This window comes from Sorangium sp. So ce176, assembly GCF_051519835.1.
Classification (GTDB): Bacteria; Myxococcota_A; Polyangia; order Polyangiales; family Polyangiaceae; genus Sorangium; species Sorangium cellulosum_G.
In genome coordinates this window covers 9,680,001-9,701,475 of sequence record NZ_CP150371.1, presented here as the reverse complement: position 1 = coordinate 9,701,475, position 21,475 = coordinate 9,680,001, and the positions used below count along the sequence as shown (strand labels likewise).

At 72.5% G+C, this 21,475-nt stretch carries 16 protein-coding genes and 1 rRNA gene (1 of these 17 running past the window's edge); 8 read left to right on the top strand and 9 right to left on the bottom strand.

Annotation, left to right across the window (positions count from 1 at the left end; genetic code table 11):
* Window positions 1-23 precede the first annotated feature (23 nt).
* On the bottom strand, window positions 24-761 hold the full coding sequence (locus WMF42_RS36710; RefSeq protein WP_437687741.1) for a caleosin family protein: 738 nt from the start codon (window positions 759-761) through the stop codon (window positions 24-26).
* Window positions 762-1,183: 422 nt separating this feature from the next.
* Between WMF42_RS36710 and WMF42_RS36705 the strand changes: the two genes are divergently transcribed.
* Together WMF42_RS36705 and WMF42_RS36700 are read left to right on the top strand one after the other, a co-directional pair.
* Complete coding sequence (locus WMF42_RS36705) at window positions 1,184-1,738, top strand: hypothetical protein (RefSeq protein ID WP_061609675.1); 555 nt, start codon at window positions 1,184-1,186, stop codon at window positions 1,736-1,738.
* 62 nt (window positions 1,739-1,800) lie between these two features.
* Window positions 1,801-2,118 (top strand): hypothetical protein, encoded by a 318-nt coding sequence (locus WMF42_RS36700; RefSeq protein WP_061609674.1) that lies wholly within the window; start codon window positions 1,801-1,803, stop codon window positions 2,116-2,118.
* A 41-nt stretch (window positions 2,119-2,159) separates the two neighbouring features.
* On the opposite strand, the gene WMF42_RS36695 is transcribed toward WMF42_RS36700, so the two are convergent.
* Window positions 2,160-3,557: a cytochrome-c peroxidase gene (locus WMF42_RS36695; protein ID WP_061609673.1), complete on the bottom strand. Its 1,398-nt coding sequence runs from the start codon at window positions 3,555-3,557 to the stop codon at window positions 2,160-2,162.
* Between the two features lie 466 nt (window positions 3,558-4,023).
* Between WMF42_RS36695 and WMF42_RS36690 the strand changes: the two genes are divergently transcribed.
* Both WMF42_RS36690 and WMF42_RS36685 read left to right on the top strand, forming a co-directional pair.
* Window positions 4,024-6,744, top strand: coding sequence for a serine/threonine-protein kinase (locus WMF42_RS36690; RefSeq protein ID WP_437687738.1), 2,721 nt, complete (start codon window positions 4,024-4,026; stop codon window positions 6,742-6,744).
* Window positions 6,738-8,606 (top strand): PEGA domain-containing protein, encoded by a 1,869-nt coding sequence (locus WMF42_RS36685; RefSeq protein WP_437687737.1) that lies wholly within the window; start codon window positions 6,738-6,740, stop codon window positions 8,604-8,606. The genes WMF42_RS36690 and WMF42_RS36685 overlap by 7 nt, the downstream gene beginning before the upstream one ends.
* A gap of 21 nt (window positions 8,607-8,627) precedes the next feature.
* Here WMF42_RS36685 and WMF42_RS36680 read toward each other — a convergent pair whose 3' ends face one another.
* Window positions 8,628-9,158, bottom strand: coding sequence for an FHA domain-containing protein (locus WMF42_RS36680; RefSeq protein ID WP_233562361.1), 531 nt, complete (start codon window positions 9,156-9,158; stop codon window positions 8,628-8,630).
* Window positions 9,159-9,468: 310 nt separating this feature from the next.
* On the opposite strand from WMF42_RS36680, the gene WMF42_RS36675 reads away from it, so the two are divergent.
* Complete coding sequence (locus WMF42_RS36675) at window positions 9,469-11,406, top strand: ribonuclease R family protein (RefSeq protein WP_061611556.1); 1,938 nt, start codon at window positions 9,469-9,471, stop codon at window positions 11,404-11,406.
* Between the two features lie 84 nt (window positions 11,407-11,490).
* On the opposite strand, the gene WMF42_RS36670 is transcribed toward WMF42_RS36675, so the two are convergent.
* From WMF42_RS36670 to WMF42_RS36655, 4 genes are all read right to left on the bottom strand, one after another.
* Window positions 11,491-13,401, bottom strand: coding sequence for a hypothetical protein (locus tag WMF42_RS36670; RefSeq protein ID WP_437687735.1), 1,911 nt, complete (start codon window positions 13,399-13,401; stop codon window positions 11,491-11,493).
* A gap of 17 nt (window positions 13,402-13,418) precedes the next feature.
* On the bottom strand, window positions 13,419-15,476 hold the full coding sequence (locus tag WMF42_RS36665; RefSeq protein WP_437687733.1) for a protein kinase domain-containing protein: 2,058 nt from the start codon (window positions 15,474-15,476) through the stop codon (window positions 13,419-13,421).
* A 106-nt stretch (window positions 15,477-15,582) separates the two neighbouring features.
* Window positions 15,583-16,989: an ABC1 kinase family protein gene (locus WMF42_RS36660; protein WP_437687731.1), complete on the bottom strand. Its 1,407-nt coding sequence runs from the start codon at window positions 16,987-16,989 to the stop codon at window positions 15,583-15,585.
* A gap of 28 nt (window positions 16,990-17,017) precedes the next feature.
* Complete coding sequence (locus WMF42_RS36655; protein ID WP_061610525.1) at window positions 17,018-17,356, bottom strand: DUF3634 family protein; 339 nt, start codon at window positions 17,354-17,356, stop codon at window positions 17,018-17,020.
* A 173-nt stretch (window positions 17,357-17,529) separates the two neighbouring features.
* Between WMF42_RS36655 and nadA the strand changes: the two genes are divergently transcribed.
* Window positions 17,530-18,489, top strand: coding sequence for a quinolinate synthase NadA (gene nadA / locus WMF42_RS36650; protein WP_061610524.1), 960 nt, complete (start codon window positions 17,530-17,532; stop codon window positions 18,487-18,489).
* A gap of 14 nt (window positions 18,490-18,503) precedes the next feature.
* Here nadA and WMF42_RS36645 read toward each other — a convergent pair whose 3' ends face one another.
* Both WMF42_RS36645 and WMF42_RS36640 read right to left on the bottom strand, forming a co-directional pair.
* Window positions 18,504-19,136 carry a hypothetical protein gene (locus tag WMF42_RS36645; RefSeq protein ID WP_437687729.1) on the bottom strand — a complete coding sequence of 211 codons (633 nt, stop codon included), beginning with the start codon at window positions 19,134-19,136 and terminating at the stop codon, window positions 18,504-18,506.
* Window positions 19,133-19,963, bottom strand: a complete 831-nt coding sequence (locus WMF42_RS36640; protein ID WP_437687727.1) for a hypothetical protein — start codon at window positions 19,961-19,963, stop codon at window positions 19,133-19,135. The genes WMF42_RS36645 and WMF42_RS36640 overlap by 4 nt, the downstream gene beginning before the upstream one ends.
* A 146-nt stretch (window positions 19,964-20,109) precedes the next feature.
* On the opposite strand from WMF42_RS36640, the gene WMF42_RS36635 reads away from it, so the two are divergent.
* Both WMF42_RS36635 and WMF42_RS36630 read left to right on the top strand, forming a co-directional pair.
* Complete coding sequence (locus tag WMF42_RS36635; RefSeq protein ID WP_437687725.1) at window positions 20,110-20,661, top strand: DUF4920 domain-containing protein; 552 nt, start codon at window positions 20,110-20,112, stop codon at window positions 20,659-20,661.
* A 525-nt stretch (window positions 20,662-21,186) separates the two neighbouring features.
* Window positions 21,187-21,475: ribosomal RNA gene (locus tag WMF42_RS36630) — 16S ribosomal RNA — on the top strand; it runs 1,268 nt beyond the window's last position.

Below are 21,475 nucleotides of genomic sequence, written 5' to 3'. Positions count from 1 at the left end.
CGTCTTTCTTCTGTTCCTGTCGCTCACGCCGGGGCGCCCCCGGCGCTCCGGGCGGCCTGCTTCTCCCGCTCGAGCTCGTAGAAGAGCGTCCCGTCGTACATCCGGCGGAGCTGCTCGCGCGTCAGCTTCCCCCCTTTGCCGGCGAGCGCGTAGAGCACCGCCCACTCGCCTGCCGACGCCAGGAAGCCGAGCACGTCGAGGAAGTCGCGATCTCCCAGCGTGCGCGCCACGAGCTCGCGCGCGCTCAAGGCGCCGTCGCGGTCCCTGTCCCAGCGCGCGAACAGCTCGTCGAACTTCACCGGGTCGAACCTGCCGTCCTTGTCGTAAACGCCGGTGTCGCTCGCGTGCTTGCCGCGGTGGATGTTCGCGAGGGTGATCGAGAGCGTGGGGACGAACGATCGGGACGTCGGGAGCCCGAGCACCCCGTTGATGACGAGCGCGAACCACGCGGAGAGCACGCGTCCGATCCCGATCGCGCGGAGCCCCTCGTAGGTCTCGCCGAGCGTGATGATCCCGTCGTGGTTCCTGTCGAAGAAGGCCGAGTGCGCCTCGAGCGCCGTCTTCTCCCCGAGCGCCGCCGGCCGCGCGCCGTGAACGTCGCTGGTCGCCGACGCGGACACGAACGTCTCCGGACCGCGCCCCTCGCCCCGGGCCGCGCGTTCTTGCGCCCCACGCTCCGCGCCCGCGCCGTCCGGGCTCCCGTAGATCTCGGATGCGCCCGTGGGCTCGTGGGCCCTCGGCCCATCGTTCAGCTCGCTCATGGTGCTCCTGCGGCTCGCGCGATCTGCAGCGCGCGTCCTGGCCGGGCGCGAAAGCACGACGCGGGCCGACGCCGAGCGGCGCGAAAACGGCGTGGTCCGCAGCGTCCGCGTGCCCGGCGCGCCGCCCAGGGCGCGGCAGCCCATGAGGCAAACTGCCTCGCAGGGTGGCCGATGGTCACAGCGGCGCCCGGCTGCCCGGGGCGCGCTGCGCCGGGGCGCCTCTCTGGTCCTCTTCTCTATCCTCCTGGTGACAAGGCGGTCTCTGCCCGCCTCGCTTCGACGGGCATTCACGCACGCGCCATGCCGGCGCCGTCATCGCGCGCGTCCTGCCGAGCCGGCGCGCCTGCGACGACCTGGATCACGGAGCGCGGCCCGGCGCTGGGCACGATCTTGCTTGGGGCGTCGCCACGAGGTGGAACAACATGGCTACACTCTCGACGTCCGCGTGGGTATTGCATGAGCTCGGTCTGGCCGCGGGATTCGGCGGCCCTCTCTTCGGCCGTCTGGCATTGCATCAGGCCGTCAAGGATATCCATTCCGAGGCCGAGCGCGGCAAGGTGCTCGCCGACGCGTGGCAGCGGTACAACCTCGTCAATGCGATCTCGCTCGGCACCGCCGCGGCCACCTGGTTCATCGGGCGGACGATGATCTCGGGCCGGTCGATCGACGAGGAGACCCGCACCCTTGTGCACCTGAAGGACATCCTGCTCGGCGCGACGCTCGCGACGAGCGTCGTCAACATGGTGAGCGGGAAGCAGATGAGCGAGCAGGCGCCGGCCCGCGCCGTGCCCGTCCGCGACGGCGACACGCCGTCGCCGCGCACGCCCGCGAAGGCCGCGGCGCTGCAGCAGCTCCTCAACGTGATGGGGCCGCTCAACATCGCCCTCACGGCGGGCGTGATCGGCGTGACAACGGTCCTCGCCATGAAGTCCGGCCGCTCGACGAAGTGGAGCTTCATCTCCCGGCTCCTGCCCTGATCCTGGCCCTCGCCCGCCGCCCGCGCGAGCGCGCGGCGCCCCTCTCATGATACGATGGCCCGATGAAGGTCATCGCAAGGATGGGGCTCGCCGCGCTCGCCCTCGTCGCCCTGAGCTGCAGCAGCGGTCACGGCGAGGAGGGTTGCCCCGAGCTGTGCGAGCGACAGGTGGAGTGCCCGGGCGCCGCCACGACCGAGGAGAGCTGCCTCGACACATGCAGCGCCGACACGGAGGAGGCCGAGGAGGCTGGCTGTGACGGCGCGTGGGAGTCGTACCTCGAGTGCCGCAACCACGCCGAGGACAACTGCGATCCAGCGAAGTACCTCGAGGAGTGCAGCATCCAGTGGGAGTCCCTGAGGACCTGCCTGGAACGCCCCTGAGGGGCGGGGTGGCCGGTGAGCACCGGCTGCCCACGCGGCGGCTACTCGAACTCGTGGAGCGCGCGGCCGCTCGGGAGCACCGCCGGGATGAGCGCCTCGAGGCGCTTCGGTGCCGCGCGCGGGTCGAGCAGCGCCTCGCCCACGAAGGCGCAGAGCCAGCCGATCTCTTCCTCTGTCAGATCGATCGGCTCCTGCAGCAGCGGGTCGACGGCGGCGAGGACGGGGGCGAGCGGGCCCATCTCGCCCTGGAGGTCCGGCGCGAGGTGCTCGTTCGTGTACTCCGTGGCCGACCTGTACACATCGAGGTGGTGGCGGATGGCACCCTCCAGCGACGTGAACGCGCCGTTGTGGAAGAACGTGGGCTGGAGGGCGACGTTGCGCAGCGGCGACGTCCTGAACTTGTACCTGTCGGCCGGGTCGCCCGTGACCTGCTCCAGCCCGAAGTCCTCGTCGGCGTTCTGGCCGTCGAAGACCACGTTGGAGAGCGCCGGATCGTCGGTCGGCGCGATCTGCGGCACGCCGATGGCGTGCTGCTGGAAATCGCTGAACATCTCGTTCGACTCCCCCGACACGGCGTGGCAGCCGACGCACTTCGCCTCGCCGAAGAAGAGCAGCGCGCCGCGCTTCTGCGCCGGCGTCATCGCGTTCCGGCGGCCGCGGGCGAACCTGTCGATGGGCGCGTCGGCGAACGTGAGCGACATCTCGAACTCGGCGATGGCGATCGCGATCATCTCGTAGGTGATCGGCTTCCCCCGCTTCACCGCGTCGAAGCTCCGGCCGAACCGGCGGCGGTACGCCTTCACCCGGTCCACGCGCTCCGCGACCTCCACGCGCACCACGTCGTGCGACGGCGGCGCCTTGTATCCGGTCATCTCCGGGATCTCGGTCGGCGGGATGAACGCCTGCGCCACGAGCAGGTGCGGCAAGGACGAGAGCGACGTCCCCTCCGGGGAGGGGAACGAGAAGCCCTGGCCGTTGTCGAACGGGTCGCCGGACGCCGCGAAGAACCGCGAGTTCCACATCAGCGCGGGATAGAACGCCGAGTTGATGACCGTGGGCGCCCGGCGCTGGTTGCGCGGCCCCGCGCGGCCCGGCCCGACGACGCCGTTGTTCTCGATGCCGATCGAGATCGACTGCGTGTCGGCGAAGCCCGTCGTGGGCGAGTGGCAACCCGAGCACGAGTTGTCCTCGTTCAGGCCGAGGATGCTGTCGTAGAACAGCTCACGCCCGAGCTTCGCCAGCTTCTTGTCGATCTTCCGCCCCAGCCGCGACTCCAGCGTCGACTCGATCGCTCCGGTGAACCCGTGCCGGGCGAGCGTCTCCGCGAGCTCCTCGTCGATGGGAGAGACCTTGGCGCGCGCCGCGGGCGCGAACAGGAGCGTGAGAGCCAGGCATGCCGCCAGGGCGACGAGCGTCCGCCCGATCCATCGCAGGGTCATGGTGCCTCCAGGTCCCCCGGCGGGGGAGGCGCACATCGCTGTGCGCCCGTGAGATCAACCAGTCCTGCCCAGATGCTGGCCGAGCGGCGGTGAATCGGATGATGGGAATCTAGTGGCGCGCGTTGCCGACCGGCAAGACAAATCTACCGTGATTCAACGGGTTTACCTCGTATCCTCACGTGTCCTTGCGTGTCCTTGCGTATCCTTCCGTGTTCGCGCGTGACCCTGCGTAGCCGTTCGTCTCCGCGGTCCGGTCACCGCGCTATCTGCGGTTGTCGCGCCTACATCGAGACGGAGGCTCGGCCGTGCCCTCCGCGTCTCGCGCGCCGCGTCGCGCCGAAATGGCGTCGTTGTAGGTGCGTGGTCGGCGCTCCGCGTCCTTGCGGCGCTCGGGCGCAGCGCGACTCCGAGGTCGCCCGAGACTCATGCTTTGTGGGGCGCGCGGGGCCGTCGTATGCTTGACGTGATGGGGCGGACAGCACCTCTCACGGATCCGACCGCGCTCGTGGGGGGCGCGCTCACGGGTGGGTATCGGATCGTCCGCGTCCTCTCCTCGCAGGGCTTCGGTGTCGTGTTCGAGGCGCGGGGCCCCTCTGGCCGCCGCGTCGCGCTGAAGGTGCTGCGGCCCGAGGTCGTCACCGAGGACACGCTCTCGCGGCTCAGCCGCGAGGCGAGCGTCACGTCGAAGCTCGACAACGCCCACGTCGTCCCGATCGTCGACGCCGGCCACGATCTCGAGCGCGATCTCGCCTACCTCGTGATGCCGCTGCTCGACGGCACCGACGTCGCCGCCCTGCTCGCCGAGACGGGGCCGCTCTCGCCCGACATCGCCGTGCGGATCGCGCTCCAGGCCGCCGCCGGGCTCTCCGCGGTCCACGCCGCCGGCCTCGTCTACCGCGACGTCCGCCCGCCGCGCATCTTCCTCGAGCACCTCCCGACCGGCGAGGTCCTTGTCCGCGTCTTCGGCTTCGGCCTCTCGAAGGGCTACGACACGGCCGCCTCGAGCCCCGGAAAGGCGCGGAGCTCCGGTCACCACCGCGAGGCGTCGGGGCCGCGGGACCGCGCGGCGGACGTCCGGGGCGACGTCTTCGGCCTGGCGGCGACGCTCTACGAGATGCTGTGCGGCGTCTCCCCGTGGGCCGAGCTCGACGTCACCCCCGACACAGCCGATCTCGGCCCCGCCGACACGGCCGCCGACGGTCTGCTGTCGTCGCTCGCGCAGCTCCCCTCGATCCAGGACCGCGCCCCGTGGATCGAGGCGCGCCTCGCGACCGCGCTCTCGCTCGCGCTGCACAGCGACGTGGACCGGCGCTACCCGTCGATCGAGGCGTTCGCCGAGGCGCTGCGCGCCGCCTCCGGCGGCGAGGAGCGGCTCACCGTCGACATGCTGAGGCCGCTCGACCCCGAGCTGCGCGATGCCGTCGCCGAGCGCGCCGGCGCCGACACCGATCCGCTTGTCGGCCGCGAGCTCGGCGGCCGGTACGCGGTGCGCCGGCTGATCGGGCGCGGCGGGATGGGCGCCGTCTACGAGGCGGAGTCGCCCGAGGGGCGGCGGGTCGCGGCCAAGGTCATCTTCAAGAGCGCCGTCGGGCAGGACGATCACGCCGTGCGCCGGTTCATCCGCGAGGCGCGCGCGGTGACCGCGATCCACAGCCCGCACGTGGTGAAGACGTTCGAGCTCGGGACGGATCTCACGCTCGCGACGCCGTTCATCATCATGGAGCTGCTCCACGGCGTCGACCTCGCCAAGCTCCTCCGGATGCGCGGGCCGCTGGAGCCGGCGCCTGTCGTGCGCGTGTTCATCCAGGCGGCGCGCGGGCTCGCCGCCGCGCACGCCGAGGGCATCGTGCACCGCGACATCAAGCCCGCGAACCTCTTCCTGCACGCGCCCTTCGAGGCCGCGGCGCACCGCGGGTCGAGCTCGACGGCGCCGCCGTCCCGGCGCAGCGCCGGCTCGGTCCGTCCGCCGCCACCCTCCGGCCAGCGCCGGTCGGGCTCGATGCGCCCGCCGCCGTCCGTCCGCCGCCCGTCCGGCTCGATGCGCCCGCCGTCCTCCAGCGATCGCCGCATCGTCGTCAAGGTCTGCGACTTCGGCATCGCGAAGCGCACAGGCGACGGCGTCTCGCACGAGCTCACGCGCGCCGGCGGCGTGCTCGGGTCGCCGATCTACATGTCGCCCGAGCAGGCGAAGATGGCGCGGGACGTCGACGGCCGCTCCGACGTCTGGAGCCTCTGCATCTCGCTCTACCAGGCGCTCTGCGGGAGCTGCCCCTGGGATCCGAACGCCTCGCTCGCCGAGCTCCTTGTCTCGATCTGCACCGAGCGCGTGCCGCCGCTCGGCGAGGCGGCGCCGTGGCTCGACCCGGCGCTCGCCGCCGTCGTGCACCGCGGCCTGCACCGGGATCCCGCCGAGCGCTGGCAGAGCATGGACGAGGTGATCGCCGCGCTCGAGCCGCACGCGGACGGCGCGGACATCGTCACGCTCGATCAGCTCCGCGGCGTCGACGCGGAGCGCCGCGCCCGCGCCACCTCGATCGCCGAGCTGCGCCGCGAGTCCCGGCTCTCCCGCTCCGTCGAGGGCGAGGAGCGCTCGATCGGGGGCAGCTCCTTCACGGCGGCGCAGGCGGCCGGCGGCGCGGCGCGGCGGCGCTTCGTCGGGGCGGCGGCCGCCTGTGCCGCCCTCGCCGCGATCGGCGGCGGCCTCGCCCTGCGCGCCTCGACGGCCGACGACGGGCACGCCGCGCCGGCCAGCGCGAGCGAGCCCCCGCCGCCCGCCGCGCCCGCGCCCGCGCCGGTGCCGACAGCGGCGTCCTTCACCGCTGTCGTGACGCTCCCGGAGGAGGCGACGGTGCGGGTCAACGGCGCCGCGCGCCCGGTGAGCGAGGGCCGGCTCGACCTGACGGGCAAGGCCGGCGACATGTTCGAGGTCGAGGTGAGCCGCGGCGGCGCCACCACGAAGCAGACGGTGTTCATGCTGAGCGACGGCAAGCTCCGCCCCGATCGCATCGAGCTCCAGCCGCCCGCGCCTGCCTCCGCCTCGGCCGCCGCCGTGCCGCCCCCGCGCCGCGACAAGCCGCGACGTGCGCCGCGCGGCGCCTCCGACGCGACCGGCGCGTCCACGTCCCCCGCCGCGCCGCCCGCGCCGCCGCCGGCCCCGACAGCGGTGATGCCGGTCGACCGGTGGTGACGCAGTCGCCCCGCGCGCCCCGCGCGCCCCGGCTCTCCTGCGCCGCGAGCGCGCTCGCCGTCGCGCTCGCGGCGCCGCCGGCCGGCGCGCAGCCCGAGCCGCCCGCGCCGGCCGCTCCCCCCGATCCGCCCGCTGCGGCGGCGCCGTCGCCGTCGGTCGAGCCCGCGCCCCCCGCGCCTCCCGATGAGGCGCTCGCCCGGGCCAAGGAGCTCTTCCAGGCGGGCAACGAGCTGCGCAAGATCGGCGATTGCCAGCGCGCGCTCGAGCTCTACCTCCGGTCGCGCCGGGTGGTCGCGTCGGTCCCCAACACCCTCAACGCAGCGTTCTGCCTCGATCAGCTCGGTCGTTACGACGAGGCGCTCCAGCTCTACGAGGCGCTGCTCACCGAGTTCCGCGCAGAGCTCGGCGAGCCGGAGCGCCGGGGCGTCGTGTCCACGATCGCTGGCCTGCGCGGGCGGATCGGCAGCGTGCTCGTCTCATCGAACGTCGACGGCCTGGTGCTCATCGACGGCAGGCCGCGCGGCCGGCTCCCCCTCGCCGGCCCGATCCGGCTGCTCCCCGGGGGCCACACGCTCCGCGTCGTCAAGGACGGCTGGCGCACGTTCGAGGCGATCCTGACCGTCAGGATCGCCGAGACCACGACGGTCGACGCGAAGCTCGAGCCGCTCGCCAGCACGGGCCGCCTCAAGATCGAGGACGAGCGGCTCGTCGGCGCCGATCTCTTCGTCGACGGCACGCTGATCGGGCAGCTCCCGTGGGAGGGCGCGCTCGCGCCTGGCCCGCATTTCTACTCGGTGCGCGGGGGCAAGCTCGGCTCCGCGCCGCGCGAGGCCAACGTCGTCGCGGGGCAGCTCGCCGTCGCCACGGTCGAGGCAGGACCGCTCGGGGAGGAGGTCCGCGTCGTCGCCCAGCCGCTGAGCGCGGCGCTGACCATCAACAGTGTCCCGGTCGGCCATGGGCAGTGGCGCGGGGCGCTCCCGCTCGGGCGCCACACCTTCGAGGCGCACGAGCCCGGCTATTTCGCGCGCACGCTCCGCACGACGATCGACAGCACGACCACGGGCGACATCGTCCTGCCGCTCGCCATCGACGAGAGCCACCCGCGCTGGGGGCGCAGGGTCGGGTTCTTCCGGCTGGAGGCGGTCGCCGGCTACGCCTTCGCCTCGTCGCTCGAGAGCGACGCCGAGCGGAGCTGCAGCAGCTACCGCTGCTCCGACGTCTCGCGCCCTTCCGGCGTCCTGGCCGGCCTGCGCGGCAGCTATCAGTTCCCGATCGGCACCGCCATCGAGCTCACGGCCGGGTACCTGCACCTCCGCACCGAGCTCGTGCGCTCGGTGGACACGACGTACGTCGACCCGCGCGGGGGCGAGGAGAGGCTCCCGATCCGGTACACCTTCCACGACGACCTCCGGATGGCCGGCGTGACCGTGGTGGTCGGCGGCAGCTACCACCACGAGCTCTCGTCGTGGTTCGACGTCGGCGGCGCGCTCGGGCTCGGCGTCGTGCTCGCCGAGTCGAGCGACGAGGTGACCGGCTCGGCGTCCGACGACCGCAGGACCGTCGGCGTGGCCGTGACCAACGGGGGCAACGCGGTCCGCCACGCCGCCCCGTTCGCGATGCCCGAGCTCCGGCTGCGCCTCAAGCTCGGGCGGCTCAGCGCCACGGCGGCCATGGGCGTCGGCTTCTTCCTCGTCGACGGCCCCCCCTTCGAGACGGGCAACACCTACGTGGTCGGCGCCGATTGCGACCCGCAGAGCCCGACCGTCGAGTGCGCGCCGGGCAAGAAGGTCGTGTTCGAGGAGCGCGCCCACGGCACGTTCACGATGTTCTTCCCGAGCGTCGCCGTGGGGTACCGGTTCTGATCGCCGCCGCCCGCGCGGCGATCAGCGGTTCGCCTGGTCCCTCGCGGCGCGCGCCTGCTCGCGCACCATGTCGAAGAGGCGCGACGCGTCGAGCAGCGAGGTCGTGAGCCGGCCGAACTGGATCACATCGCCCACCGCGACCGCATGCGGCTCGCTCTCGGTGAGCAGCTTGCCGTTCACGCGGGTGCCGTTCTGTGAGCCGTTGTCGATGATCACGAGCTGCCCCTGCGCATCCAGCCGGAAGTGCGCGTGCAGCTTCGACACCGAGGGGTTACGCAGCACCACATCGCAGTTGCGCGTGCGGCCCACCGAGATCTGATCGGGATAGGGGTTGCCCTTCGCCTTGACGATCTCGAACACCTCGCTCGCCGGACCGGGCGGAGGCGGCGGCTTCCGGTGCGCCGCCGGCGAGGCGGCGACGGTCCGGAAGGCGATCTGCTGGCCGTCCGCGCCGACCTCCGACACCACGAGGAGCAGGTTCGTCACCCTGCGGACGAAGCGATCCCGAGGCATCACACGCGCCAGCTCGATGATGTCCCCTGAGTCTTCCACGATGGGCCGAGTATATGCCGATCCGGAGCGCCGGATCCGTGGGTGGGGGCACCTTTGCTGTCTCGCGGCGCGCCCGCGAGGTGGGTCTCACGGTGTCTGTTGTGTGTCGGCGCCTCGCGCACATCGCGTCTGCGCAAGCCTCGCGCGAGGCGCCTTGAAGCGCGTCGTTCCGGCGGGCGCTCGCGCGGTGCTGTGATGTCGCGCCACCCCTGAACTTTGCCGCTTCACGGTAATTCTCTCGGTGACGCCGTGGCCGTCCGCCGGACGATGGAGCTCGAAAATGCCAGGACCTGGCGTACCTTCGGCGCCCATGAACGGACAGGTTCGTGGACGCATCTCGGTCAACCCGCGCGGCTTCGGGTTTCTGAACATCGAGGCTTCGCCGGAGCCGGGCAAGCCCGGCGGGGCTGCCGAGGGCCCGGTGACAGCCTTCGTGACGCCGCCCGATCTGAACCCGTTCCTCGACGGCGACCTCGTCGACGCGACGGTCGTGGAGGCGGAGCCGGGCCGCTACAGCGCGTCGCAGCTCGTCCTGGTCCAGCGCGACCGCTCCGAGCTCTTCGGGACGGTCGTCTCGCACGCGAAGCGGCCGCACCTCCGGGTCGATCGCCTCGTGTCCAACACCGACTGGCCGTTCAAGCCGGGCAGCGCCGACGACCTCGCCGAGGGCACGGCGGTCGTCGCGACCATCGAGGGCGCCGTGGTCGTCCCGGCGCGCGTCGTCGCGCCGGGCGCCGATCTCGGCATCGAGCGCTGCCTCGCCCGCAACGGCGTGCGCGCCGTGTTCCCGGCCGACGTCGTCGAGGCGTCCCGCGCCGCGGCGGCGGCGGTGTCGATCGAGCGCGAGCTCGCGCGCGGCCGCCGCGACCTGCGCGAGCTCACCACGATCACGATCGACGCGCCGGTCACCACGGACATCGACGACGCCGTCTCGGTGCTGCCGGCCGGCCCGGACGGCGCGCTCCGCGTCTTCGTCTCGATCGCCGACGTGGACGCGCTCGTCCCGGAGGGCTCGCCGCTCGATCACGAGGCCCGCGCCCGGGGCACGAGCGTCTACCTGGCGGGCCGCGTCATCCCGATGATCCCGGACGCGATCTCGAGCGAGGCGGCGAGCCTGCTCCCGGGCGCCGATCGGCTCGCCCTCACGGCCGAGCTGCGCATCGATCCGGAGGGCGGCGTCACCTCGATCGACCTCCACGAGAGCGTGATCCGCTCGCACGCGCGCCTCTCGTACGACGCCGTCGAGGAGTTCCTGACCACCGGCCGCTCCGCCGACGTGCCCGCGTCGGTCGCGCCGGTCGTGCGCTGGCTCCGCACCGCGGCCGCGCGGCTGTCGACGGTCCGCGCGGCGCGCGGCGGCGTCGAGCTCGACCGCGAGGAGGCGTACGTGACGCTGGACTCCGAGACGCGCGAGCCGACAGGCGTCGCGCCGCGCTCCGACACGGGCGCGCACCGCCTCATCGAGCGGCTGATGGTCGCGGCGAACGAGGCCGTGGCCACCTGGCTGGTGGCGCGCGGCCTCCCGTGCGTCTTCCGCGTCCACGACGAGCCCACGGAGGAGCGCGTCCGGACGCTCGAGCGCTTCGCGCACAACTTCGGCGTCGAGGCCGGCTTCGGCCCGCACCTGAGCCCCCGCGGCCTCGCGGCGTTCGAGGCGCAGTTCCGGGGCTCCGGGCTCGCGCCGGCGATCCGCACCGTGCTCGGCAAGGCGCTCGGCCCTGCGCGCTACACGGCCGCGGCGAGCCTGCACTTCGGCCTGGGCGCCCCGCTGTACCTGCACTTCACCTCGCCGATCCGCCGCTACGCCGACCTGGCAGCGCACCGCGTCGTCAAGCGCTACCTCCAGGGCCACCGCGATCAGCTCGAGGACGTCGAGGCGCTCGCGTCGCTCTCCCATCACCTGAACGCGCGCGCGCGCAGCGCCGCCAAGGCCGAGACGGAGCGGCACCGCATGCTCGTCGCGCGCCTGTTCGCCTCGCGCGTCGGCGAGGAGATCGAGGGCAACATCGTGGCCATCAAGCCGTTCGGCCTCGTCGTCCAGATGCTCCAGTCCGGCGCGACGGGCACGATCGCGCTGGAGGCGCTGCCGGGCGGCCCGTACCGCATCGACGTCGCCGCCCAGGCGCTGGTCGGCCCGGGCCGCCGCTATGGAGTCGGCGAGCCGATCCGCGCCGCCATCGCGTCGACCAACGAGGAGCTCGGCCGCGTCGACCTGATCCCCGCCGTCGCCCGCGGCGCCGCCGCGTGAGCGGAGGCGGACCGCGACGACGTGATCCCCGCGGGCGCCCGCGGCGCGCCCTGGCGGAGCGTCGCGGCGCCCTCCAGGCGGCGCCTACGGCGACAGGAGCACAGCGAACATGTCGGTCCCGTTCGCCGCGTGCTCGCCGAGGCCGAAATCGATCGACCCTTCGGCCGCACCGCAGAGCAGGATGACCCCCGTGTCCGCCGCGATCGCCGCGGCGTTCGACTTCTGGTTGCCGGCGGCGCCGAGCACCTTGCTCCAGAGGTGCTCGCCCTCGGCGTCGAGCTTCACGACGAAGGCGTCGAAGCCGCCGCCGGCCGGGAGCGGCCCGCCGCCGAGGTCGACAACGCCCTGCACCGAGCCGGTCACCACGACGTTGTCCTTCGCATCCACGGCGATCGACGCGCTCTCCTGCGGTCCATCGCCGGCGAACCACCGCGCCCACACGGGCGTGCCGTCGGGGGCGAGCGACACCACGAACGCTGACTGCACGTCGTTGGTGGGGAGCGTGCCCGCCGGGCCGAAGTCGAGCGAGCCCGTGTACGTGCCCGTCACGAGCACCGCGCCCGACGGGGCGGCGTCGATCCCGGTGCCGGCCTGCGACAGCGTGTCGCCGTAGTCCGAGAGCCAGACGCCGTTGCCGCTGCTGTCGAGCTTCGCGACGAACAGGTTCGTCCCGAGCCCGCTGTTCCTCACCTGGCGGGACCCGATGGTCAGGGTGCCGTGGTACCTGCCGGTGAGGAGCACGTTGTCCTGGGCGTCGACGGCGACGCTCATCGCGAACTGGTTCGAGGCGTCTCCGTAGATCCTGGTCCACAGGACGGCGCCGGACGGAGCGTATTTGCGCACGAAGATGTCGGTGCCGCCTGCGCTGGTGGCGCATGCCGAGACCGGCGGCGCGGAGCAGAGCAGCGAGCCGCTGAAATAACCGGCGATCACGATGTTTCCCGCCGCGTCGACAGCGATGGATTTCAGCGTCTGGTCCGCGGCGTCCCCGATCTGGCGCGCCCAGCCGGGGTTGCCGTCCTTGTCGAGCGTGACGACGAAGCTGTCGAGCGCGTTGGTGCTGCTCAGCGTCGCGCCGCCGAACATGAACGAGCCGTAGAACGTCCCGCCGAGCACGACGCCATCGGTGGGCGTCAGGGCGAGCCCGTTGAGCGTCTCGGCGCCGCTGCCACCGAGCCTCGCGCTCCAGCGGTGGGCTCCGGAAGGGTCGAAGCTCGCGACGTACACGTCGGCGGTGCCGATGCTCACCAGGGTCTCACCGCCCAGGTTGATGCTCCCCGAGAAGGTGCCGCCGACGTAGAGGTTGCCGTGCGTGTCGATGCCGGCGCCGGTCGCGCTCTGGATGCTCGGGTCGCCGAAGAGATCGGCCCAGAGCGGGGCGCTGCACGCGAAGCCGTCGCAGTCCTCGTCGATGTCGTCCGTGCAGGTCTCCCGCGCGGGGGTGACCTGGCCGCTGCATGGCCGCCACGACGTCCCCGAGATGTCGCACACGCGCAGCCCCGCCGCGCAGGTCCCGACGCCGTCCGTCCCCTCGGGCCCGCTGTAGCAGGCCTCGATCTGCCCCGGCGTGCACGCGCACCCGGCGTCCGGCTCGTTCGTCTCGCCGTCGCAGTCGTCGTCCACGGAGCTGCCGCAGTCCTCGGGCCGGGGGACCACGGCGCCCTCGCACTCGCCGAAGCTCTGGCCGTCCGGCTGGCACCTCAGCACGCCCGCCTTGCACGCGCCGACGCCCTCGGTGTCCGGCGGGCCGGGGTAGCAAGGCTGCTCCTCGCCGGCGCTGCAGAGCGGCGCGCCGCCGCTGCCGCCGTCGCCGCCGTTGCCGCCGTCGCCGCCGCCGCCGCCGCCGCCGGCGCTGCTGCTCGCGTCAGGTCCCGGGTTGAACGGCGGCACCGGGTCCGAGCATGCTCCCGACAGCGCGAGCACGAGCGCAGACCCGACGAGCGTCGATCGAGCGCGCAGGCATGTCCTCGTGACCATGAGGGGGCGGAGCTCCATGTTCGGCGATTCTGCCTTCAGTCGTCGCGTGACTTTCTCGTCCGCTGCCTGTTCTCGGGGAACTTGATGATGAACGTGGCGGGGGGCGCAGGGCTCGCCGCGGGGCTCGGCTGGTCCGGGCGTATCGCCTCCGGCCCCTCTCCCTCCTCGCGCCGCGGCGCATCGGTGCTCTCCGACGGAGCGAGCGGGGTCGGCCTGGCGCTCGCGCTCTGCGCGGGCAGGAGGTCGCGCTGCATCGCATCCTCCTGGGATCCGTCGCCGAGCGCCATCCACACCGCGATCGCGCTCGCGAGCACGAGCGCCGCGCCGCTGACCGCGACGAGGATCACGAGCTTCGACGGCTGCTTCAGCGGGGCGCGGCGCGGAGCCCAGCCGGCCGCCTGGTCGCCGTACGGCGCGCTGGCGCTGTGCGCGGCGGGCGCGCCGTAGGACGCGCCGGTGTTGTGGAGCGACGCGGGCGCGCCGTAGGAGACGCCGCTGTTGTGCAGGGGCGCGCCGGTGTTGTGCAGCGAGGCGCCGGTGCTGTGCAGCGAGGCGCCGGTGTTGTGGAGCGCCGCGGGCGCGCCGTAGGAGACGCCGCTGTTGTGCAGGGGCGCGCCAGTGTTGTGGAGCGACGCAGGCGCGCTGTGGGGCATGCTGGCGCCGTGCGGCGGGGCGGGCGCGCCGTAGGAGACGCCGCTGTTGTGCAGGGGCGCGCCGGTGTTGTGGAGCGACGCAGGCGCGCTGTGGGGCATGCTGGCGCCGTACGGCGGGGCGGGCGCGCCGTAGGAGACGCCGCTGTTGTGGAGCGCCGCGGGCGCGCTGTGGGGCATGCTGGCGCCGTGCCGCGAGGCGGGCGCGCCGAGCGCCCCCGCCTGGCCTGCTCCCGTGTTGTACAGGGCTGACGGCGGTCCGTTCGGCGCCCCGGCGCTGCCTTGCGCCATGCCGGGGTGGCCCCCGTGCGCCTGGGCCGCGTCCATCGCGCCCCCGGGGCCGGGCGCGGCCATCGTGGGCGCGTCCCACGCCGCGGTCGCGCCGCGGCTACCCGGGTTCGGCTCCGACCCGATCGCGGGCGCCGAGCCCCCCTCGTTCCACCGCGGGCCCGACGCGGCCGCTGGCCGCGGCTCGGCCAGCGCCTCCTGCGACGCGGCGGCGGCCGCGAGCATCGGGGAGAGCTGCGGCGCGCCCGCCGACGGCGCGTCGCCCGCCGCGAGGCGCGCCGCCGCGTGGGGCGGCGGCTCCCCGCGCAGGAGCGCCCGGATGTCCGCCTGCATCGTGCGGGCGTCCGGGTAGCGCCGCTCGCGATCGAACGCGAGCGCCCTGTCCACGAGGGCGCACAGCCCCTGCGGCGCCTCCGGCGCGACGCTCGCGAGCGGCGGCGCCGCCATGGTCGCCATCTTCACGAGCAGCTCGGACTCCGTGCGCGCCTCGTGGATGCGCCGCTTCGCGATCACCCGGAACATCGTCGCGCCCACCGCGAAGAGGTCTGCCCTGTGATCGACCGAGATGCCGCGCACCTGCTCCGGGGCCATGTACGACACGGTCCCGAGCGTCGCGCCGGTGCGGGTACGCATCGCCGTCTTCACGCCGTCCCGCATGCGCGCGATGCCGAAATCGAGCACCTTCAGGCGCCCCGTCGTCTCGACGAAGAGGTTGTCGAGCTTGATGTCGCGGTGGATGATCCCCCGATCGTGCGCCGCGCCGAGCACGTCGAGGAGCTCGTCCATGAACCGCAGCATCTCGCCTGTCTCGATGTTGCCGAGCCGCTGGAGCCGGTCGGCGAGCGACTCGCCTTCGAGCAGCTCCATCACGAGGAACGGCGCGCCGTCCTCGGTCATGTCGATGTCGCGGATCTCGACAACGCCGGGGTGCTGGAACTGATTGACCGCCTGCGCCTCGCGCTCGAACCGGGCGCGCAGGTCCTTCGAGCGCGCCACCTCGGGGTGGAGGATCTTGATCGCCTCGCGCCGCCCGATCTTGTGGGTCGCGGCATAGACGGCGGCCATCCCCCCGATCCCGAGGAGACGATCGATCGTCCATTTGCCCCGCAGGGTGGTCCCCACGCGCCTTTCGCAGGCCGCCCTCTCGTCGTCCATGCCCCGATCGAATGTCACAGCGCGCGGGATCGAGGTCAAGTTGAGAGCCACGGCGGAGGCGACATCTCCCGCTCGCCCGTGCCGACGAGGCTGCCTGCGTCCCGGCTCAATCGGGGACCGGGTACAGGCCGTCGCGCACCCACGGATCGATGGTCTGCCGGAACGCGGCCTCGGTGCGGAGCCCCGCCAGAACGGAGGCGAGCCCCCACTGCAGCCGATTCACGAACGTGAAGTCCTGCGGCATCTTCGGCACGTGGGGGATGGTGGGCATATTCACTCCCTGCTTGAAGGCGAGCCCCCGGATGCCGCGCGTCAGGTACGCCACCGTCTCGCGCGCCTTCTCCGGGGAGCACGTCCAGGTCCCCTGCGCGCAGAGCGGGACCATGAGCTCCATCGTGTAGCTCCGGTAGAGGTCCCAGCTCTCGTCGTTCGGGTCGTAGCCGAGCACCTCCACGCAGGCCCGGTCGAACTCCTTCCAGTCCGCGTCCATGGCGGCGCGCATGTAGCGCTTCATGCCGTCCACGAGGTCGGGCGGGAGCTCCTTCACGCACCCGAAATCGAGGATCGTGACCCGACCATCCTCGTGGAAGCGGTAGTTGCCCGGGTGCGGATCGGCGTAGAGCCAGCCGTACCGGAGCATGGAGCGGAAGGTGAAGCGCCAGATGGCGAGGCCGGCGCGGTTCTTGGCGTCCTGGCTCCCGCGCTCGCAGAACTCGGCGTAGCTCATGCCGTCGACGAGCTCGAGCGTGAGGACGCGCCGCGTGGTGAGGCTGTGGTGAATCCGGGGGATGGAGATGTCCTCGTCCCCCGCGTTCATGCGGCGGAACAGGTCCGCCATCTCGGCCTCGCGCGCGTAGTCGAGCTCGGACAGGAACACCTTGCGGAGCTCGTCGACGGTCTGGCGCGCGTTCAGCTTCTTCGCGATCGGCGCCATCATCGCCTCGAGCATCGAGATGCTCTTCAGATCGTTCTCGATCGCCCTGTCCATGCCGGGGTACTGCACCTTGACGGCGACCCGCTCCCGCGACAGCGTCGTGGCCCGGTGCACCTGCCCGATGCTCGCCGCGGCGAACGGCTCGCGCTCCCACGCCGCGAACACCTCGTGGGGCGGGGCGCCGAGCTCCTGGACGACCATCTGCTCCGCGGCCTCTGGCGACAGGGGCGGCGCCTTGTCGAGCAGCTTCTTCAGCGTGGCCTGGAACTTCTCCTCGTACCCCGGCGGCGCGAGCCCGTCGATGTAGCTCGCCATCTGGCCGAACTTGAGCGGCAGGCCCTTCATCTCGCCGAGCGTCTTCAGCATCGCCTCGGCGGTCTTCTTCACCTCCTGGGCCATCCTCCGCCGCGCCTCGGCCTCTTCCTCCTCGGTCCGCGGCGCGCCGAGGGCGCGCTTCGCGCCCTCGATCGCGAACGGGATCGTGCGGGGCGCGAGGCCGGCGAGGCGCGCGAGGCGCCCGAGCTTCGATGTCGGGGGTTTGTCTCTGGGTTGATCGTCGGCCATGCGGGACTGACTCATGAGGATAGCCGTGTCGGGCGCGGAGGGGTCACCCGCCCGCGCGGCGCTTCGGGGCCGCGCGGATCTTCGGAACCGGCCAGAGCGACACGGTGTTCCTGAGCTGCTGAGCTTGCTCCGGGGAGATGTCCCCCTCGACGTGGACCCGGGGCCGCCGGTCCTCGACCACGACCCGCACCGCGCCGCGGCCGACCGGCGCGGCGCGGAGCACGTCGACGATGTCGTCGAGCAGCCGTTGCGGCAGCCGGCCCCGGAGCAGCCGGACGTTCCGCCCCTCGACGCGCACGTAAAATAGCTCGTTGGCCCGGAGGAGGGCCACGATGAGCGGCACGACCACGGCGAGCAGGGCGAGGGGGATCAGGAGAGACATGCGTGGCCGCTCACGACGAGCGCGCCTTGGCCGGGCCCGCCGCGGGCCTGGATGGTGGACCGGTGCCGGCCGTTGTCAACGCTGGGCGCGGCGGGCTCCCGGGAGCGGCGGCGGGCGCCGCGCTGACCGTGAGCCCTGGCCAGCGCGGCGCGCGGTGCCTACCTTATCACCCCATGACGAGCGCCGCGCCCCAGCCTGCCGCCATCGACCCGCGCCTGGATCTGCACGATGAGATCAGCCGCCTGAAGCGGGAGAGGAACGCCGTCCTCCTGGCCCACTATTACCAGGACGGCGAGATCCAGGATCTTGCAGACTTCCTCGGCGACTCGTTGCAGCTCGCCCAACAGGCCAAGAAGACGACCGCGGACGTCATCCTGTTCGCCGGCGTGCATTTCATGGCCGAGACGGCGAAGATCCTGAACCCCGACCGCATCGTCGTCGTCCCTGACATGGAGGCCGGCTGCTCGCTCGCCGACGGCTGCCCCGTCGACCGTTATCGCGCCTGGCGCGCGCGCCACCCCGGCGCGGCCGCGATCTCCTACATCAACTGCTCCGCCGAGGTGAAGGCGGAGAGCGACTACATCTGCACCTCGTCGAACGCCGAGAAGATCGTCCGCGCGATCCCCGAGGGGCAGGAGATCCTCTTCGCGCCCGACAGGAACCTCGGGCGCTGGCTCATCGAGCGGACGGGTCGCCCGATGCGCCTGTGGCAGGGGAGCTGCGTCGTGCACGAGACGTTCAGCCTGCGCAAGCTCATCGCCCTGCGCGAGCGCCACCCGGACGCGAAGCTCATCGCGCACCCGGAGTGCGAGGAGCCGATCCTGCGGATGGCCGAGTACATCGGATCGACGACCGCGCTGCTCAAGTACACGATCGCGGACGACGCGACGAAGTACATCGTCGCGACGGAGAGCGGCATCGTGCACCAGATGCGGAAGGCGTCTCCGCAGAAGGAGTTCATCGAGGGGCCGCCCGAGGGCAACTGCGCCTGCAACGAGTGCCCCTTCATGCGGCTCAACACGCTCGAGAAGGTCTATCTCGCGCTGCGCGACCTCACCCCGCGCCTCGAGATGGAGCCCGAGCTGCGCGAGCGCGCGCGCGTGCCGATCGATCGCATGCTGGCCCTGAGCTGAGCTCGCCGCGCCGCTCACCGCGCCGGGCATGCGTGGCGGCGCAGGGTGCAGATGTTCGTCCGCTCGCACGTCGTCGACAGCGTGAGATCGCGGCAGGGGCGCCCCTTCTCGTGCGGGCGCTCGCGGGTCGCGCGGGCGGGGTGCGGGCGCGGCTCGTGGGCCACGGCGCAGTCGTGGTCCCCCTCGCACGGCACGGGCAGCACGCGGAGCAGCGCGCACGCGCCGGCGTCGCAGTAGCAGACGATCCCCTGGTCCGTGATGGGCGGCTGTCGGTTCAGCCGGGGATCGGCCCCGCAGCGCTCGCTCGCGGGGTCGTACCCGCAGCCCGCGTCGTTCGCGCAGGCGGTCGGGAGCGCCTGCGTCGCTGTCTTCTGTGCTGCGGTCGCGTCCGTTTGCGTTGCGGTCGCGTCCGGCCCGGCGCGGCTCGGGCCCTCGTCCTCTGCGTCGGCGCCCCCGGCGGGTTCCGCGCCGCGCGGCGTTCCGCGAGCGCCGTGCCCCTCGATCGCCGCCAGCTCGGCGGGCGCGAGCGATCGCGGCGGCGCCGGCGAGCGTCGCGTCGCGGCCGCATCACCGCACGCCGGCCAGGCTGCGGCGAGCACGATGGTGAGCGCCCATCGCCTGCCGCGCGCGATCAGGGGGGCGATCACAGCACGAGGGACAGGCCGAGGGTCTGGATGAACGAGCCCCGCGTCTGCGGCAGCGGGCCGACCGCGCGCCGTCGCCCCTGGGCATCGATGGCCTGGCCTTCCCGGGTGGCGTCGCCGCCCCGGCCGAGCAGGAACGCCCCCGTGGTCTCCAGCTCGATCGTGAGCCAGTCCTGGACGAGGTCGAACGACATCCCGACCCCGAGCGGGATCTCGACGTACGAGGCGCCGCGCTCGCGGATGGTGAAAACACCTGCAGGCTCGGCGACCCTCATGCGGCCCACGTAGAACCGGTCATAGCCGATCCCGACCGACAGCCACGAGCGGGCGCGCTCGCTGAGCGGAAGCGTCGGCGCGAAGCGCGCGCCGAGCGCGATCGTGCGCACCGAGGGCGCGCCGTCCTCGCGCGGCTCTGCCGTGATCGAGCCGGGCTGCGCCAGCGCGCCCGGGGCGAGCGCGAGCTCGTGCTCGGCGTGCACGAAGAAGGCGGAGAACCGCAGGTGGTCGAGGATCTCCCAGCGCGCGTGGAGCCCGAGCCCGATCGCGGGCTTCAGGCGAAGCCGCGTCGGGTTGCCGTCGATGTCGCGCGCGCCGATCCGGTTGACGAGGGCCACGTCCGCGCCGATCTCGAGGTGCCTCCCCCACGGCAAGCGCGGCGGGGGTGGCGCGGGCGGCAGCGGCGGCCGCGGAGGTCGCGCGGGCTCGGCGGCGGCGGCGTCCTGACCGCTTCCGGCGTCGGTCGGCTCCTCGGCGCGCGCGGTCGCGGCGCAGGCGAGCGCGAGCGCGCCCGCTGCCAGGCCTCGTCCCACGAGGGCGCGCGCGGTTCGCATGCCCGCCCTTGTAGCAGGCTTTGCGGGCGCCTGACCCGCCGGCCGCGCGCGCCCCCGCCCGCCGCCGCGCGGGGGCGCGCTCCGCCGTCCGGTGCGGCCCCTCGCGTCGCTGGCAGGGGTCCGTCCCGTCGGGCAAACTCGCCTTCATGCGAGCAAAGCTCATCGCCTCCCTGTCCTTCCTGGTCCTCGCGCACATCGGCTGCTCCCCCGAGCGCAAGCCCGACGCCGCCGCCCCGCCGGGCGCGCCCGCCGCCCCGACCGCTCCCGCCGAGGGCGCCTCGCCGATGCAGGCGTCCGCCGCCAGCATTGCGCGGCTCGAGAAGAAGCAGTTCGGCGCGCCGATCACGGAGACGTCGACCACGCCGTTGCCCCAGCTCCTGCAGGACCCGAGCAAGTTCAGCGGGAAGACGGTGCGTACAGAGGGGGTCGTCTCGGCCGTGTGCAGGTCGATGGGCTGCTGGATGGAGATCGCCGACGAGTCCGGCAGCGCTCACATCAAGATGGCGGGCCACAGCTTCTTCGTCCCCAAGGACGCGTCCGGTCACCGCGCGGTCGTCCAGGGAACGATGGTCGCGGCGGACGCCGATCCGGGCGCCGCGTGCGGCGCGAAGGACAACTGCAGGGGGGAGGCGGAGAAGCAGACCGGTCAGGTCGCGAAGATCGAGCTCGAGGCGACCGGCGTGCAGTTCCTCGACTGACGCGCGGGTCGGTCTCCGCCGCACAGCAGGCGAGCCCGACGGCAGGCACGCGCTGAAACCCCGGCAAATGCGGCGTTTCGAGCGAAGTCGATCCACCTGCCAAAAAAGTGCTTGCACGTCGCGCCGCTGGGACGTAGAAAGCGCGCCCTGTTCGGGACGCGCTGCTTCGGCGGTGGCCCGGCGGGGAAGCTCTGGGAGAGCGGTTCGCCTTGCGAGCCGGGCGACCAGAGCTGTCTGCCTCAGGCGAGGTCTTTGCTTGCCAGGCGGACGGTTTCAACGAAGCGAAGCTTCGAAGAAACTTCGATGACGGGTTGACTAAGGACGGAATCGGTAGCATATACCGCCCCGTCCTCCGGACGGAAGCCGGTAGCAAATACCGGACGCCGACCCCGGCTCGGTCCTTGAAAACTGGGTTGTATGCCTACGAAGTGACGTGGGTCCCAAGGCGAGCGCAAGCTCGACCTCGCACGTCAGAAATGGCGAGCAAGTCAGGCGGTCTTAGCCACCGTCTGATGCAACAGGATTTAACTGGAGAGTTTGATCCTGGCTCAGAACGAACGTTAGCGGCGCGCTTAACACATGCAAGTCGAGCGAGAAAGGGCTTCGGCCCCGGTAAAGCGGCGCACGGGTGAGTAACACGTAGGTAATCTGCCCCCAGGTGGTGGATAACGTTCCGAAAGGAGCGCTAATACAGCATGAGACCACGTCCTCGAAAGGGGATGAGGTCAAAGCCGGCCTCTTCATGAAAGCTGGCGCCAGGGGATGAGCCTGCGGCCCATCAGCTAGTTGGTAGGGTAATGGCCTACCAAGGCGT